This window comes from Kitasatospora sp. NPDC085879 (genome assembly GCF_040686255.1).
GTDB lineage: Bacteria > Actinomycetota > Actinomycetes > Streptomycetales > Streptomycetaceae > Kitasatospora.
In genome coordinates, this window is sequence record NZ_JBFBJZ010000061.1 from 31,335 (window position 1) to 47,499 (window position 16,165).

A 16,165-nucleotide genomic window follows, 5' to 3' on the forward strand; every position below is an offset into this window, starting at 1 on the left:
CATGACCGGGGCCTCCCGTTACGGGGCCCGGACGGCGGCTCCGCGCGCTCTCCGGGCCTGCATCTCCATCGTGCGATGAACGGGAGGCCGTCGCGCGGCGGAAGGCGGGGCCTCCCGGCGCGGCCCGATCACAGCCGGACGACCACGAGCACCGTGTCGTCGGTGGCGCCGCCGGGTGACAGCAGGTCGGCCAGCACGGCGTCGGCCAGAGCCTCCGGCGGGTCCGCCGGCCGGGCCGCAAGGGCGCGGGCGAGACGGTCGAGGCCGATGTCGATGTCCTCGCGGCGCCGCTCGATCAGACCGTCGGTGTACAGGACGAGGGTGTCACCCTCCTCGAAGGGGACGGTGGCCTGCGGACGGGAGACGTGTTCCGGCCGGGCGCCGAGCGGAGGATCGGTGGCCCGGTCGAGGAATTCGAAGGAGCCGTCGGAGCGCAGCAGCACCGGCGGCGGGTGGCCCGCGCTGCTGTAGGTGATCGTGCCGACGGCGTGGTCGACGAAGGCGGTCGCGGCCGTCGTGTTCTCCGCGCCGTCGACGGAGCGCGAGTAGAGGCCGAGCACCTCCAGGGACTGGGCCGGACCCTCGGTGACCCGGGAGGCGGCGCTGAGGGCGCTGCGGAGCTGTCCCATGACACCGGCCGCGGCGAGCCCGTGCCCGACGACGTCGCCGACGGCGACCGCCGTGCGGTACCGGGGCAGGGCGACCAGGTCGTACCAGTCGCCGCACACGTTGAGCGTGCCCACCGCGGGCCGGTACTGACCGCCGCACTCACCCGGTCGAGCGGTGCGGGGGTCGGCAGCATTGCCGCCTGCAGTGCGAGGGCGACCTCGCGCTCGCGGGCGTGGGCCTCGCGCAGACGCTCGTTCAGCTCCTGGAGTTCGCGGGCCCTGGTGTAGAGCTCGGCCTCGAGGATGCGGGCACGGTTCCCTTCGGGAAGACCGTGGGCCTTGATGAGTTCGGTGATCTCCTCGACCCGGTGCACCAAGAGCACCACCCGGCCGTCGGGCCCGAGCACAGGGGCGTTGACGGGGCTCCAGTAGCGCTCCTGCCACTCGCCCGGCCGCTCCAGGCTCTCGACGTCGTACCGCTGGAGGGCCATGGTGTCGCGTTCACCGGTCTCCAGGACCCGGTAGGAGGGACGCCGCCAGGTTTCGGGCCCCGGTGGCCTCCGGGTCGTTCGGGTTGTCGGGGAACACGTCGAACAGGTACCGGCCGAGGAGCTGGTCGTGTGTCCGGCCGGAGAGGTGCAGGAACTCCTCGTTGGCGTCCGCGTACCCAGGTCGGGGGTGAGCAGGGCGACCATTCCGGGCAGGGCTCGGAAGACCGTCTGGTAGTCGATCACCTGTCATTCCCGGGATCCGGGTGGCGGACGGGGCGGACGACGACCACGGGGCATCGGGCGTGGTGGACGCAGTGCTGTCCGATCGATCCGAGCAGTGCCTCGGTGAAGCCGCCGTGGCCGCGGTTACCGACGACGAGGAGCTCGGCGTCGCGGGAGGCGTCCAGGAGGGCGGAGGCAGGGTGGCCCTGGACGACGTGCTGCCGGATCATTTCCGGTTCTTCGGGCAGGTCCCCGCTGGCCTCGGCCACGGTCTCCGCCAGGCAGCGGCGTGCGGTGTCCTCGAAGTCGAAGCCCCCCAGGATCGTGGCGGGCATCCCGTAGCCGGCCGGGTAGTCCCAGGCGATCAGCGCATCGACCGTGCCGCCGACGAGCCGGGCCTGGCGGATGGCCCAGCGCAGGGCCTCCCCGGCGGCTTCCGAGTCGTCCACTCCCACCACGATCCGAGGCGTCCCACCTGCTCCGCCGGCCACTGTGCACCTCCGAGTTCGCCTTGTATTCGCGACCGCTGTCCGCGAGTTGCACCCGGCCTCCGTCCGGGCCCATCGGTGGCGAAACGGTGGTGACGCGGGCTGCACCTCCTGCCCGCGTCACCACCGCCCGCGTGCAGGTCCGACGGTGCAGGCCGTCCTCCACGCTACGTGGGCCGGCGGGCCACCCCCGTGCCGGAAACTCCTTCGTCCGGGCCACGTGGCCCAGCGGCATCACCCGCGCGGGCGGTCGGGCTGGCGGGCCGGTGCGAAGATCCGTCATGTCGCGGGGCCTCGTACGCCGCTCCGTCCCTTCCGCCACCGGGACCACCAGTGGCGTCGGGGCCCAGTCCGGGCCGCGCCGGGCGGCTCGGGCCTCTTCGCGCCGATGTCCGTCTGCGGTGGCCCGCCGAGGGTGGCCGGCGGGTGCGGGGCGTGGAGGGCGGCCAGGCTGCGGTAGAGCGTCTGCTCCTCCTCGGAGGGGTGCTCCGGGATGCGGACGGTCACCGCCACCCGGAGGCTGCCGCGGCCCTGGCCGTCGGGGCGGGGCAGGCCCAGGCCGGGAACGTCGAGAACCGCCCCGGGCTGGGTACCGGCGGGCACGGTCAGGGGGACGGGGCCGTCCGGCGCGGGGACGGTCAACGTCGTGCCGAGGACGGCCTGGTGCACGGGAATCTCCAGCCCGTGCCACAGGTCCGCGCCCTGGCGGGTGAAGCGCGGATCGGCGGCTGTCCGCACGGTGACGTACACGTCCCCCGGCCGCCCCCGCGCCTCCGGCGGCGGCATACCCCGGCCGGGCAGCCGGAAGATCGTTCCCTCCGCGGTGCCAGCCGGGATCCGGAAGCTGACGGGGTCGCTCACGGCGGCCCTGCCGGAACCGGCGCAGGTGCTGCACGGATCCCGGACCACGGTGCCCCGGCCGCCGCAGGTCCGACAGGTCGTCACCTGCTGCAGGACGGTGCTGCCGCGGCGGCGCTCGCTGACCTGCTGCCCGCTGCCGCGGCAGCGGGGGCACTGCTGCGGGGCACCGTGTGCGGCGCCCGTCCCGCCGCAGTCGGGGCAGGCGGCGGGACGGCGGACGGTCACTGTCTCGGTGGATCCGGTCATCACGGCCGAGAGCGGCACGGTCAGGTCGAGTTCGACGTCCGCTCCGCGTGCGGGGGTGCGCCCGGCGCCGCTGTCGAACGAGGCCGCGAACGGATCCTCGAACGGGCGGCCGAAGATGCCGCCGCCCCGGCCGAACACGGTCCCGCCGGACCCGCCGAACAGGTCGCCGAGGTCGAGCCCTGCCAGCAGGTCCTCGACGGACACCGCCGCCGGCCGAGCCGTGCCCCGCTCGTCGTACTCGGCCCGCCGCTCCGGGTCCGACAGCACGCCGTAGGCCTCCGCGACCTCCTTGAACCGGTCCTGCGCGCCGGGCTCGGTGCTGAGGTCAGGGTGGTACCGGCGGGCGAGGTCCCGGAAGGCTCGCTTCAGCCTCTTCGGGTCCGCGTCGCGGGGCACGCCGAGGATGTCGTAGTAGTCACCGGCTGGCGCCATGGCTCCAGCCTCGCTCCCCGGTGGTCGGCCCGTGAGGGCCGACCGGCCCATCCGGTCCGGCAGACGGACCTCCTTGCGGGCACGGGCCGCCGGTGCCCGGCTACCCCCGCCGTGTGGTCGAATCGGACCGGGCGGCGGCGAAGGCCACCAAGCCAGCGGTGACGGCCGCACCGAGGCCGGGCCACGACACCGGCTCTGTACCCAGTACGTCCTGCAGGGCGGGCAGGTACAGCGCCGCCAGGCCGAGCACCGCCGAGGCGGCGACGGCCAGGGGCAGGAAGGGATTGGCCCGGGTGAACAGCCGCTCGCGCAGTCCGAGGACCACGCCGAGCTGCGCGGCGAGCAGCGTCAGGAAGAGGACGCTCTGCCACGCGCCGCCGCGGTCCTGCGACCACACGCCGGCGGCGAGGCTGACCGCCGTCACCAGGACGCCGAGGCGCAGCACGCCCTGCCACAGCCCGGCGCCCAGGACGTGCTCGTGCGGGGGCCTTGGGGGCCGGCGCATGGTTTGTGCGGCGACCGGCTCGGCTCCGACGGCCACTCCGGTTAGTCCGTGGGTGAGCAGGTTGATCCAGAGGATCTGGCCGGCCCGCAGCGGTAGCGGCAGTCCCATCACGGGGCCGAGCAGCATGACGAGGATCTCGGCCGCGCCGCCCGACATGGCGTACAGCAGGAAGCGGCGGATGTTGTCGTAGACCCGCCGGCCCTCCTCGATTGCGGAGACCACGGTGGCGAGTTCGTCGTCCGCCAGCACCAGGTCGGCGGCCTGCCGCGCGACCTCGCTGCCGCGGCGGCCCATGGCGACGCCGATGTCTGCCTGTTGCAGGGCGGGGCCGTCGTTGACGCCGTCGCCGGTCATTGCCGTGACGGCGCCGTGCTCGCGCCAGGTGTCGATGATGTCGAGTTTCTGCTGCGGGTCGGTGCGGGCGAACACCCGCACCGAGGTGAGGTCGGGGTGGACACCGGCGGCGAGGTCGGCGCCGGTGACGACGTCCACCGCACCGCCCGGGTCGGGGGACGTCAGTCCGACACGGGCGGCGAGTGCCCGGGCGGTGGCCGGATGGTCTCCGGTGACGAGAACGGGGGTGATGCCGGCCCGGCGGCAGGCCCGGATCGTGGCGGCGGCTGCCGGCTTGGGCGGGTCGCTGAGCGCGGCGAGCCCCAGCAGGTGCAGGCCCGCCTCGGTGGTGACTGCCCTGCTCTCCCGGGTGGCGGCGGCCACGGCGAGCACCCGGTAGCCGTCTGCGGCCAGCCGGGCGGCCGCTTTGCGGGCCTGCTCGAGGCGGTCCGGGCCGTCCACGAGGACGGCGGGGTCCAGGACGGCTTCGGGTGCGCCCTTCAGACAGACCTCCACCCGGCCGTCCGGCGCCCGATGGACCGTGGTCATCCGTTTTCGGACGCTGTCGAAAGGGAGCTCGTCGATCCTGGGGCGCTCCGCCGCGAGTTCCGCGAGATCGAGTCCTGCCTTGGTCGCCGCGGCCAGCAGCGCGGCTTCCGTCGGGTCGCCGAGGGCCGTCCACTCGTCGGCGCCGGCAGCCGGTGCCTGCAGGGATGCGTCATTGCACAGTGCGGCGGCTCTCAGCAGGGCAGCCGCCCGGTCGTGACTCCTGGGGCCGGCCGTCCGGATCTCGCCCGCGGGCCGGTAGCCGGTCCCGGTGATCGTCGCGTCCCACCCCGGGCCCCACAACCGCTCGGCCACCATGCGGCCCTCAGTCAGGGTGCCGGTCTTGTCCGTCGCGAGGACGGTGACCGAACCGAGCGTTTCGACGGCGGGGAGTCTGCGGACGACGGCGTGCCGGGCGGCCATCCGGCGCGCGCCGAGTGCCAGGGCCAGGGTGACGACCGCTGGCAGCGACTCGGGGACGGCTGCGACCGCGAGGCTGATCGCGGTGACGGCCATCGTCTCCAGGCCCTGGCCGCGCAGCAGGCCCACCGCGAACACCACCGCGCAGAGAGCCAGGGTCACGGCGGCGAGCACCCGGCCGAGCCCGGCCAGTCGGCGCTGCAGCGGTGTGCGCTGCGGTCTCGGGTGTAGGGAGGCCGCGATCCTGCCCAGGGTGCTGTCCGCGCCGGTGGCGGTGACGGTGGCGACGGCCCGGCCGCGGACCACCACCGTCCCGGCGCTGAGGCCAGCGCTTCGTTCGGTGTCCTTGTCCACCGGCACGGATTCGCCGGTCAGGACGGACTCGTCCACCAGCAGTGCCGATGCCTCTGCGACCACGGCGTCGGCGGGGACGATGTCTCCCTCGCCCAGCAGGACGAGATCGCCGGGCACGATCCCGGTCGAGGCCACCTCCTGTTCACGGCCGTCCCTGACCACGCGTGTTCTCGGCGTGCAGAGTGCGGACAGGGCGGCGACCGCACGGTCGGCGCGGACCTCCTGGACCACGCCGACGGCCGTGTTGACGACCACGACCAGCCCGATGACGACCGTGTCAGCGTGGTCGCCGGTGGCCAGGGTCAGTACCGCTGCGGCCAGCAGCACCAGGATGAGCGGATCACGTAGCTGCGCGGCGATGCGGAACCAGAGCGGGGTCCCGGTCGGGGGTGCCACCTCGTTCGGGCCGTGCTCCGCCAGCAGCGCGTCGGCCTGCTCCTGTGTCAGTCCGACATGATGCTCCACGGCTGCCGTCATCGGGGCACACCTCCTGCCCGGTCCGGATCGGCGCCAGTGGCAGGGAAAGTCCGGCGAACCGCTCCGTCGCCGTATGGGCTGCGGCCTTCCCGGCACGCTGGACAGCGAAGCCGGGCACGGCCTGTCCAGCCGCCCGTGTTCCGGCCAGCGATTCCCATGATGGTGCTCGGCGGTCGCCCTCGGGAGGGCCGGGCGGCCCTGCCCGAGGCGACGAGCGGCCCGCTGGCAATAGCGGCGCGGTAACGCTGAGAGGGCCCACGTGCGGGTACGGGCGGCGTCGCCGGGTGGGATGTCCGCCGCGGTGAGAATCGGTGCCAGGGGCCCTTCGGCCCCTGGGTCACCCCCACCCTGAACCCGCGCGGCGGGGATGGGGTGGGGGCCCACACTGAACCCGAAACAAGGCGCCTGGATCACAGGTCCACGAGCGCCCGCTCGGCCCACTCAACCCGGAGCGTCCCCCGAATGGTCAGCGCGCGCAGACCAGTGCGGAGCCACGTATCGACGCTCCGTACCTGACTCTGCACTACAACTCGTGTGGCAATGTGGATTCAGCCGTCCTTGGCGATCTCGATCTTCCGGGGGTGCCGCTCGACCTGCCCCATCGGGGCCTTCACCGTCAGAATCCCGTTGTCGTAGGTGGCAGTGATCTCCTGTTCCTCGGCGCCTTCCGGCAGTTGGACGCTGCGGGTGAAAGCTCCATAGCGGAACTCGGTGCGCTGCTTGCCCCTCTTCTCCTCACGGCGCTCCGCGTGAACAGTCAGCACGCCGCCCTCCACCGTGATCTCGACATCCTTGTCGGGGTCGATCCCGGGCAGTTCCGCCCTGACCACGTACGCGCCGTCCTCCTCGCACTCCTCCACCCGGATCACGTGCGGGTCCATGCCCGTCCGCATCTCCATCGGGAAGTCCTCGAACCACTCCGAGAACATCGGCCACCACGACGGCCGCCTGTGCAGCAGCTCGCCCGCCATCACCATCACCTCGCTCACACGGGCCTACCCCCCTTCTCGTCCATGGTCCCGCTGCACCGGCGGCACCGCGACGGCACACTGCGGGGCGGCTGTGCAGCCAGGCACGACCCGCACGAAGGCAGACCGACGAAAGCGACTTGGGCATCCGCGGGCCGACCCAAGTGCGTCCGATGGCCAGCCTCTTCGTGGAGCCGGCCTCTGACCAGATCCCTGACGGGCCTTGCTACGGGCCCGGCGGGAGCGGGTGGGGCCACGACGTCCGGCGTCCAAGCCGATCGAGCCGGTACACGAGACGACTGCGCAGCAGGTCGACGGCGTCCGCCACCGTCTCCGCCGCGACGCGCACCCGCGCCGTCCTCCCGGCGACATCCAAGATCACCCGGGCCACCGCGGACAGCTCCGCCTTTCTGCCCCGTGACTGCACGAGCTCCACCTGCACCGACAGCACGGGAGCCCGGGCATGCCGAGCCGCAGCTTCCACCACCGCGCGAGCATGGTCCACGGCCGCCGGCGGCACCTTTCCGCGGACCACCACCTCAACAGCGGCCACGGGCCGCTCAGGCTCGCTGTTCACCGATCCGTGCGCTGCAGCCATGAGGACGAACTCCCCACCAAATCCAGGCCGTCGCGGGGCCGGTACGCCACGGGCTGGACGCGGGTCATGCCCCGCGTCATCACCCTCTCCCAGCAGCCCCTCTGCCACAAGACCCGCGCTCCGGGAACAGCCCGGTGATGCCCCTCAAACCTGGCAGAGGCAAGGGGGCCGAACATCTGCGGCCTCCTGCGCTGCTGCTTCACCCGCGACGAGCCGTTGCCCAACCCTGTCCCAAGCGCGGGGAAACAGCCGATGGCGAAGGCCTCACCCGCGCAAGGGCGCGTCCCATCTCCCCGGAGCGGCACGCGATGCGGCCGACGCCCTACTGCTCGAGCTCGCCGGGCTCCACCGGATGGATCCTCGTCCGGGTCTCTCCGCAGCGGCAACGGAACTGCTCGACGAGGTCGCCCTCCGTGCTGACACCCACCTCTCGGGACAGCAGCACATGCACGTGGTCACCCATGGCGGTCATCTCCTGGCTTCGCGAATCAATAGGTCCCCCATCGTCCGTAAGCGACCGGCCGGGTGGAAGACCCGTCCCAGAACGTGGGCCGGACGGTGGCCGCGGTGGGCCTCAGGGCCCGGCAGGCCACCAGTGACTCGTGGCCGACCAGCGGGTGCAGGTCACCGGCTTCGGCACGCTGGAGAAGGTGGAGCGCGCCGGCCGCTACGCCCGCAACCCGCAGACCGGCGAGCGCGTGCGGGTCAAGAAGACCAGCGTGGCGCGGTTCCGCCCCGGGGGCGCTCGTGCTGGTCGGGACCTTGATCGATAGCGGGTGATCGTCCGTCAGCGGTGGACCTCGGTGTTCGTCAGCACGAGGAGGGCCCGCAGCAGCATGGTCGCGTGCCGGGCGTCCATGCGAACCTTGGTGAGGATCCGCCAGTTCTTCAGGTCGGCGAAGCCAGCTCGTTGGCCGCGCGCTCGCGGCTGACCAGCCGGTTTACCTCCTTCCGGGCGGCGGTCAGTGGATGGCCGCGTGTCGCCCGTCGGCCGGTGACGGTCACCGGGTCATCAGGGTCGTTGTCCAGGCCGACGAAGCCGAGGTCGGCCAGGCCGCCCAGGCCGGCGTCTCTCAGGTGAGGCAGCGGCAGCTATACGAGACACGGCCTCCCGGAACGTCCCACGCATCTCCCGCCGCGGGAAGCACCCAGCCACCCCGCCCATCAGATCCCCGAACCGGTCCCGGAACCCGACCGGGCGCTATCGTGGCCGAGGCCGCCGTATCATGACAGTTCTTCACACCTCGTCATGATCACGGCGGCCACCGACATCCCAGCAGAGCCGGCACCCCAGCTGACCAGCATCGACCCCACCAAGGTCACGAACTACAGCTGCCGTGTACAGCTGACGCCCGCTGTGCGGCCGACCGTGCAGCGAGGGGAGGTGGCGGGGCGTTGAGCTGGGGCTCCACGTTTCGATGAGTGGCTTCCGGAGCCACGTGCTCTTGTCGGACGGGTATGCGGCAGTTTCGGTGTGGCATCCCCTTCCTCGCCCTCCGACCTGCGGATGCGCGCGAGGAGAGATACAAGTAAGAGAGGGGGCCGACGCGACGATACGAGGTTTTCGCCGCCCTGGCGTCTCTGCTTAGTCTCCCCAGCCTCCGAGAGCCCCAGGGCAGGATGGGCGATGAATGGACAATGGAGAATGTCGGCCCCCTCCGAAACGGCCCCGATCAGTTCCCGGATCAGGTCACTTCGGCTACGGCAGTGGTCGACGCGCGGGGGATCGTGACGGGGTGGAGTTCCGGTGCACAGCGGTTGCTCGGGTACTCATATAAGGACGTCATAGGGTGCCCCGCGGCACGTCTGCTCGGCGGGAACGCAGACGCCAATGTGCTTTTCTCCGCAGTTCTCGAGGGACGCGGCGGGCCGACCCCGCTGCGGCACCAAGACGGCCACTACATGGATGCCGAGTTGCAGGCCTACGCGTCACTCGACCGCGAGGGCACCACACAGTGGCTCATCGTGGGCACGCCGCAGCAGCCACGTCCACACAAGGACGAGGCGACGACGGAGGAAGCGTTCGCGCAGTGCCACCTGCCTGTGATGATCTACGACGCTGAGTTGCGGGCCTTGCGAGGGAGCGCCGGTGCGGCCCGCGAACTGGGCCTCGCGGAGGAGCAGATGCGTGGTCGGCGGGTCACCGACATCCTGCCTCCCCACATCTGCACCACGGTCGAAGAGGGCATGCGCCGGGTGCTCGAGACGGGAGAGCCGGAGCGGTTCCAGGTGCATGGCCGCCCGCGCCGCGGAGCCCGCGACAGATACTGGGCCGTCTCCGTCTCCCCCCTGAGAAACCTGGAAGGACAGGTGCGACACGTGCAGCTCCTCGCGCTCGATGTCACCGAACAGCACCGGGCCCGGGAACGGCTCGCCCTGCTGAACGACGTCAGCGCACAGGTGGGCAGCACCCTCGACGTGATGCGCACGGCCCAGGAGATGGCCGACGTGGCGGTGGGACGGCTCGCCGACTTCATCAGCATCGACCTGCTGGACGGGCTGTTCCGCGGCATCGAGCCCAGGCCGTCCGCCACCGGCTCCGTCGCACTGCGCCGCGCCGCGCAGGGGTCCATCCTCCCCGGCACCCCCGAGTCGATGATCCAGCCGGGCGAGGTGGACTACTACCCGGAATCCTCGCCCCCCGCCCGCTGCCTGAACACGGGCCGGTCGTCGCTACACCGCACCCTGGACGAAGCCATCGAGAGCTGGCAGGTCGCCGACCCCGAGCGCGCGGGGAAGGTCCGCGACTTCGGGATACATTCGATCATGGTCATCCCGCTGCGCGCCCGTGACATCACGCTCGGCGTGGCCGTACTCGTCCGCCACCGCCGCCGGGACTCATTCGACGAGGATGATCTGCTCCTTGCCGAGGAGATCGCCGCCCGCGCTGCCGTGGCCGTGGACAACGCCCGACGCTTCACCCGCGAGCGAGCCACCGCTCTGGCCCTGCAACGAAGCCTGTTGCCACAGCGGCTCCCTGCCCAGGAAGCCGTGGAGGTGGCCTACCGCTACCTCCCGGCCCGGTCCCGGGCAGGGCTGGGCGGCGACTGGTTCGATGTGATCCCGCTGTCGGGCGCACGGGTCGCATTGGTCGTCGGAGACGTGGTGGGCCATGGTCTGCGCGCTTCCGCCACCATGGGGCGACTACGGACCGCGGTACGCACTCTGGCGGACGTCGATCTGCCCCCCGAGGAGCTCCTCGTCCATCTCGACGACCTTGTCACCCACCTCAGGGCGGAGGAGGACACGACGGATCCCGAGGCTGAGATCGTCACCGATCTCATCGCCACATGTCTGTATCTGGTCTACGACCCGGTCTCGCGCCGCTACGCCGCCGCAGGCGCGGGCCACCCCCCGCCCGCCGTGGTCACGCCCGACGGCAAGCCGGAGTTCATTGATCTTCCTGCCGGCCCGCCGCTGGGAGTCGGCGGGCTGCCTTTCGAAGCGGTCGAACGGGAAGTGCCCCCAGGCAGCCTCCTCGTGCTGTACACGGACGGCCTCGTCGAGGTCCCCGAACACGACCTCGGCAAGGGCATGGCGCTACTGCGTCGGCGGCTGGAGCGCCCTGCTCACTCGCTGGAGGCCACCTGTGACTACCTGTTCCAGAAGCTGCTCCCCGCACAGCCGGCGGATGATGTCGCACTGCTCGTCGCCCGCACCCGGGCTTTCGACGCGGGTCAGGTGGCCACCTGGGATCTGCCTTCCGACCCGGCCGCCGTGGCCGACGCCCGCGACAAGGCCTCCCGCCGCCTCGCGGACTGGGGCCTGCACGAGGTGGTGTTTACCGCCGAACTGGTGGTGAGTGAACTGGTCACCAACGCGATCCGGTACGGCACCCCTCCCATTCAGCTGCGCCTGATCCGCGACACCGTACTCATCTGCGAGGTCTCTGATGGCAGCAGCACCGCCCCGCACATGAGGCGAGCGCGCATGTTCGACGAAGGCGGGCGCGGGCTACTGCTCGTCGCTCAGTTCGCTGAGCGCTGGGGAACACGGAACCGGGCCGGTGGGAAGTCGATCTGGGCGGAGATCGGCATTCAGAACGATCGATCCTGACGGTGCCCGGCCGCCTGCGGCCACAACCAACCCCCTGCGCCTGCCAACAGGCCTGAGCTTGACTCTGTCGGGGATCTTGGACGGTCGGGCTCAGGTGCCAACGGTTCGCCAGGACTTCGGCCGGGGGATGTTGTTCTCGTCCAGGAAGGTCTGGAAGGCGGCCGGCGGTCTCGGTGACGGGGCTTCCTCGCGCCACACCTGCACCTCGCAGGACAGCAGTATGCCGGGCGCCGGGCTGCACCGGACGTGGCCCCGTCCCGTGCTGCTCGCCGGGGCGAGGGCCACGTCGTGGAGGGACCGTACACCGCGCCACCGACAGGCCCGCCCGGCCCGGGCGGGGCGGGCCCGGGACGGCGTGGTGCAGCCGGGTGGCCGGGCGCGGCCGGGCGGGTGACCCTTGCGGGATGTCTGCGGGTCCCGGGCAGCGGGGTGTGCCAACGGTGGAGGGCGGTGCCCCGGGGTACCGGCCGCCCGACCGCCGACCTCTCGGGGAGTGACTTCGTCGTGTCCATCGCCCACCGGATCCTGCAGTTACTCCTCGCCCTCGCCTGCGCTGCCGGGTTGTGGACCGCCTTCGCCGGCCCCGTGCAGGCTGCCCCCTCGTATACCGCGTCCGCCGCGGCGGGCATGGTCTCCGGGGCAGCGCCGGCCGCCGGACAGGGCGTCGACTGGGACAAGGTCGCGGCCTGCGAGAGCGGTGGCCGCTGGCACGCCAACACCGGCAACGGCTACTACGGCGGCCTCCAGTTCGGCTGGTCCACGTGGCGGGCCAACGGCGGCCTCGCCTACGCACCGCGCCCCGACCTCGCCAGCCGCGAGCAGCAGATCGCCATCGCCGAACGGCTCGCCGCCCGCCGGGGACTTGCCCCGTGGCCGGTCTGCGGTGCCCGCGCCGGCCGACCCGGCACCCACCACACGGTGCCCGCGCAGCACCCCGCCGCTCGGCAGCCGGCCGCCTCGCAGTCGGCCGCCGGCCAGAAAGCAGCGGCCGAGCCGGACACTGCCAACAAACCCGACCCGGTCGACTCGGTGACGGTCGTGGTCCAGGACGGCGACACCCTCGACGGCATCGCGCAAACCCTGCAGCTGCCCGGCGGCTGGCCAGCCCTCTACGAGGCGAACCACGACACGATCGGCAGCAACCCCGACCTCATCCTCATCGGGCAGACCCTCCTCCTTCCCTGACAGCCCCCGGGGCTCCCGCCCGCGGCCCGCACAGCGGGCCCGGCCCCCCTGCGAGGCAAGGTGACGGCCGGGCCCGACCGGATGCGACGGCTACACCGCCTGCGACACCGACGCTAACGAACCCGATCACCGGCCGCAGCTCAAGAACGACGGAGGCCCTGGTGCCGATCGCGGACCGCGGCACGATCCGCGAACTGCCCATTGGCGCTGTCACAGAGGCCGGGGCGAGACGCCGTGACCGCCTGGTGGCCGACCGGCGAGGTGCCGGGATCCGTCGCGGGCCGTAGCGTGTAGGCGGAACGACCAGCGGGTCCAACGAACCGTGACCGCCCCTTCGGGAGGCTCACATGCTCGTGCTCATGCTGTTCATGCCCCCGGCGCTTCTCGGTGCCCTCCTGCTGCTCGGACGGTTCGAGGAACGCCTCACCGACCGCATCACCGCACCACCGCCCGACGAGCCGGTGCCTTCACTGCATGAGAGTCCGGAGGCCGGCGAACCGGCGCCGACCCCGGCCGACCCCGGCCACTGAGCCCCGCCGGCAGTGCCGCCCGCCCAGCCGCACATCGTCGTTGGCCTCCTGCCGGTCTTCGCCGAACCCGCCGAGTCGGTCCGCTGAGCCCGGCCAGCGAGAACGGCTGAGGTGGCCGACGGTCACCGCGCCCCGGGTTCTGATCAGGTGCGAAGGCCGCCGCCCTGCGGGTAGCAGGGCAGCGGTGTCCGGCGGGTGCGGGCCGCCGGTCGGAGGCGGCCGATGTGCACGGTCGGCCGCCCCGGCGGGCGATGTCCTGCCGGCCCGGCGCCGTCGGAGGTGTATGTGCCGGGCGGACGAGAGCAGGAACTCGCCACGCGCCATGGTCGGGGCGCTCGCCCGGGTTCAACGACGCAGGCCCCCCGAGGGCACGAGGACGGCGGCGCGGCCGGCCGGCACTCACCGGCGCTCGGCGACACAAAACCTCTGGGAAGCGTCACCAGCAGGTGTCTGGATGCCCGGATGAACGACGACGCCGCCCCCAGCAAGGCCGACCAGGTCCGTCTCTACCTCGAAACCCTGCAGGCCCGCATGGACCCCGACCAGTTCCGGGTCCTGCGCCACCTCGTCAGCGGCTCCTTCTCCGTCCTCGCCGCACCCGACGGGGAAGGCCACCTCGACCTCGGCGACGAGGACAAGGTCCACCTCACCCCGGACGTCACCAACGAACTCCTCGTCGCCTTGGCCATCGCCGCCACCGGCACCATGGAGCACCACGTCGTCGACCTCGGCGACGGCGCGGCAACCATCATGGACGCCGACGCCGCGAACGACCCCGAAGCCATCCAGGAGATGCGCGACTGGGCCGCACAACAACGCCGCGAACGGGAGCGCACCGACGCCGTCCTGCGCGGCATCGCCGACGCCTCCGACCCCTGATGCCGCTGGCCGTCCAGGTACGGCGGGGCAGGGTCGCTTGCCCGTCGGTGTCGCGTCCCGGCGGAGGTCACGGTGGCGGGCAACGGCCTTTCTGTCACCTCCGTCCTCGTCCTGGCGCTGACGGAGAACGGACGGCTGGCCGAGGCCCGGTCCCTGGCGGAGCAAACCCTCGCCGACCTTGGCGACCTCCCCGCCGGCCCGCAGCGCATGCTGCTGACGCTCCACCTCGGCCGCTACCACTGGCTGGCGGGGCGCCCGGCCTCGGCCCGCCGCTGGTACGCCGAGGTGGCCCGCTCCGCCAGACCGCACACCGTGATCGGCCGCACCCTGGCGGTGTGCGGGGTGGCGGCGTCCGCCGCGCTGCTTGGCGACGCGCCCGCCGCCAAGGCGGCGCTGGAGGAGCACGCCGCCATGGAGCTCCCCGTGCACGTGCCCGAGGAGCGGCTCGGTGCCGCATGGCTGCACGCCGCCCGCGGAGAACTGGCCCGCGCCCGGGAGGTACTCGAAGCGGCCGCAGGCGACGCCGCGGCGGGGGCCAGGCCGGAATGGAAGTGGCTCTCCTCACCGACCTCGCCAGGCTGTGCGGGGCGAAGGAGGCCGCGGTGCGGATCGCCGAACTCGCGCCGCTGTGCGACGGCGCGTTCGGCTCCGCCCGCGCCGGGTTCGTCACCGCCCTCGCCGAGGAGGACCCGGATCAGCTGCTCGCCGTAACCGGGGAGCTGACGGACCTCGGAGCGCACCTGCTGGCCGCCGAGGCGGCCAACGCCGCCGCGGTCCTCCTGGCCAGGGCCGGCCGCCCGCGCCGCTCCGCAGCCGCTGCCGCCCGCTCAGCGGCGAACGCGCAACGCTGCGAGGGCGCCCGCTCGCCCGCCCTCACCCTGGCCACGGCGACCGCACCGCTCACTGGCCGCGAGCGGGAAGTCGCCCTCCTCGCCGCCAAGGGGGTGCCCACCAAGGACATCGCCACGCAGCCACGCCTTTCCGACCGCACGGTCGACAACCACCTCCAGCGGGTGTACGCCAAGCTCGGTATCGCGGGCCGACGGCAACTGGCCGAGCGTCTGGACGGCTGACGCGGCGTCACGTTTACCTGTTCCCGCCCGACATGTACCGCGGGACGCTCCGCAGCCTCTCGCTCGGTACCGCTGCCGTGCGCCTGACGCGCTGTTGCGGAATTCCGCTCTGTGCTGCGCCGAAGCACCTGGATAGGGTGCCCGTGTCATCGCGACTCGACGAGATGGCCCAGCAGGCCGGGGTCAGCGATGAAGGTCTCGGGAGTGTGGTCAGGCGGAACGTCGATGGGGAGGCTGGCTGCGATGTCGATCAGGACCGCCCCTTTCCCCTCGAGTCGGTTCATGGCACCAGCGGCCGCGTGGCCGCCGCCCGGGCCCGATCACGGCTGACCGTCGGGGCGGCTGGTGCGGCACCGTCTCCGAACAGGACGGTTTCGGTGCGAGGCACGCTGACGTCGGTGGTGGCCGGTGTCGGCTCCGGCGCGGCTACCGAGATGACGGGGCGGCCAACAGGATCTCGTAGACGACAGAGGGGTGGCCGGGGGAAAGGACGGTGAGGGCCAGAACTGGCAGGGGCCCAGTTCAAAGCGGCCGAGCCGGCGGCGACCGACCGGTCCAGCCCCGAGGACATATGGCGTCGGCCCGGGCCCCGTACGCGGGGCCCGGGCCTTGGGTCGCCCCACTGCTGGTGTCAGGTCAGCTGTAGGGCAGTCGCAGGACAGTGAGGTTGCCGGTGCCGAGGGCGCTGGGGTTGGTGCCGAGGGCGTTCCAGATCTCGGCCCTGACGGTGCCGCCGGTCAGGTTGCATGCGGCGCCGGTGACGGATTCGAGGCCGGTGGTCTGGGTGTAGTGCTCCCAGCCGGCGACGGGGTCGGTGGCGTAGTAGTGGTAGGTCTCGACGCGGTCCCAGGAGCCGTCGCCGGTGCAGTCGTAGGAGAGACGGAGCTGGGTGG

At 72.4% G+C, this 16,165-nt stretch carries 12 protein-coding genes and 4 pseudogenes; 7 read left to right on the plus strand and 9 right to left on the minus strand.

Annotated features, from left to right (window positions below; genetic code table 11):
• Positions 1-128 precede the first annotated feature (128 nt).
• From AB0P35_RS32950 to AB0P35_RS32980, 7 genes and pseudogenes are all read right to left on the minus strand, one after another.
• Positions 129-1,303, minus strand: a pseudogene (locus tag AB0P35_RS32950) (SpoIIE family protein phosphatase).
• A 35-nt stretch (positions 1,304-1,338) separates the two neighbouring features.
• Positions 1,339-1,812: a universal stress protein gene (locus AB0P35_RS32955; protein WP_363518255.1), complete on the minus strand. Its 474-nt coding sequence runs from the start codon at positions 1,810-1,812 to the stop codon at positions 1,339-1,341.
• A gap of 276 nt (positions 1,813-2,088) precedes the next feature.
• Positions 2,089-3,348: a DnaJ C-terminal domain-containing protein gene (locus tag AB0P35_RS32960; protein WP_363518257.1), complete on the minus strand. Its 1,260-nt coding sequence runs from the start codon at positions 3,346-3,348 to the stop codon at positions 2,089-2,091.
• A gap of 100 nt (positions 3,349-3,448) precedes the next feature.
• Complete coding sequence (locus tag AB0P35_RS32965) at positions 3,449-5,983, minus strand: cation-transporting P-type ATPase (protein ID WP_363518259.1); 2,535 nt, start codon at positions 5,981-5,983, stop codon at positions 3,449-3,451.
• 548 nt (positions 5,984-6,531) lie between these two features.
• Positions 6,532-6,972 (minus strand): Hsp20/alpha crystallin family protein, encoded by a 441-nt coding sequence (locus AB0P35_RS32970; RefSeq protein WP_363518261.1) that lies wholly within the window; start codon positions 6,970-6,972, stop codon positions 6,532-6,534.
• A 205-nt stretch (positions 6,973-7,177) separates the two neighbouring features.
• Positions 7,178-7,549, minus strand: coding sequence for a hypothetical protein (locus tag AB0P35_RS32975; RefSeq protein WP_363518263.1), 372 nt, complete (start codon positions 7,547-7,549; stop codon positions 7,178-7,180).
• A gap of 322 nt (positions 7,550-7,871) precedes the next feature.
• Positions 7,872-8,012 (minus strand): hypothetical protein, encoded by a 141-nt coding sequence (locus tag AB0P35_RS32980; RefSeq protein ID WP_363518265.1) that lies wholly within the window; start codon positions 8,010-8,012, stop codon positions 7,872-7,874.
• Positions 8,013-8,142: 130 nt separating this feature from the next.
• On the opposite strand from AB0P35_RS32980, the pseudogene AB0P35_RS32985 reads away from it, so the two are divergent.
• From AB0P35_RS32985 to AB0P35_RS33010, 6 genes and pseudogenes are all read left to right on the plus strand, one after another.
• Positions 8,143-8,313: pseudogene (locus tag AB0P35_RS32985) on the plus strand (HU family DNA-binding protein); the annotation flags it as partial.
• Between the two features lie 874 nt (positions 8,314-9,187).
• On the plus strand, positions 9,188-11,605 hold the full coding sequence (locus AB0P35_RS32990) for a SpoIIE family protein phosphatase (RefSeq protein ID WP_363518267.1): 2,418 nt from the start codon (positions 9,188-9,190) through the stop codon (positions 11,603-11,605).
• A gap of 504 nt (positions 11,606-12,109) precedes the next feature.
• Positions 12,110-12,790 carry a transglycosylase family protein gene (locus AB0P35_RS32995; protein WP_363518269.1) on the plus strand — a complete coding sequence of 227 codons (681 nt, stop codon included), beginning with the start codon at positions 12,110-12,112 and terminating at the stop codon, positions 12,788-12,790.
• Between the two features lie 347 nt (positions 12,791-13,137).
• Entirely contained in the window at positions 13,138-13,320 is a 183-nt protein-coding gene (locus AB0P35_RS33000; protein WP_363518271.1) for a hypothetical protein, read from the plus strand.
• A 462-nt stretch (positions 13,321-13,782) separates the two neighbouring features.
• Positions 13,783-14,199, plus strand: a complete 417-nt coding sequence (locus AB0P35_RS33005; RefSeq protein WP_363518273.1) for a hypothetical protein — start codon at positions 13,783-13,785, stop codon at positions 14,197-14,199.
• Between the two features lie 207 nt (positions 14,200-14,406).
• Positions 14,407-14,451 (plus strand): annotated as a pseudogene (locus AB0P35_RS33010) (hypothetical protein); the annotation flags it as partial.
• Here AB0P35_RS33010 and AB0P35_RS33015 read toward each other — a convergent pair.
• Positions 14,433-14,612 carry a hypothetical protein gene (locus AB0P35_RS33015; RefSeq protein ID WP_363518279.1) on the minus strand — a complete coding sequence of 60 codons (180 nt, stop codon included), beginning with the start codon at positions 14,610-14,612 and terminating at the stop codon, positions 14,433-14,435. The pseudogene AB0P35_RS33010 and the gene AB0P35_RS33015 sit on opposite strands and share 19 nt — an antisense overlap.
• Before the next feature lie 138 nt (positions 14,613-14,750).
• Between AB0P35_RS33015 and AB0P35_RS33020 the strand changes: the two genes are divergently transcribed.
• Entirely contained in the window at positions 14,751-15,272 is a 522-nt protein-coding gene (locus AB0P35_RS33020; protein WP_363518275.1) for a helix-turn-helix transcriptional regulator, read from the plus strand.
• Positions 15,273-15,908: 636 nt separating this feature from the next.
• Here the strand turns inward: AB0P35_RS33020 and AB0P35_RS33025 are convergent.
• Positions 15,909-16,165, minus strand: a pseudogene (locus AB0P35_RS33025) (1,3-beta-glucanase); the annotation flags it as partial.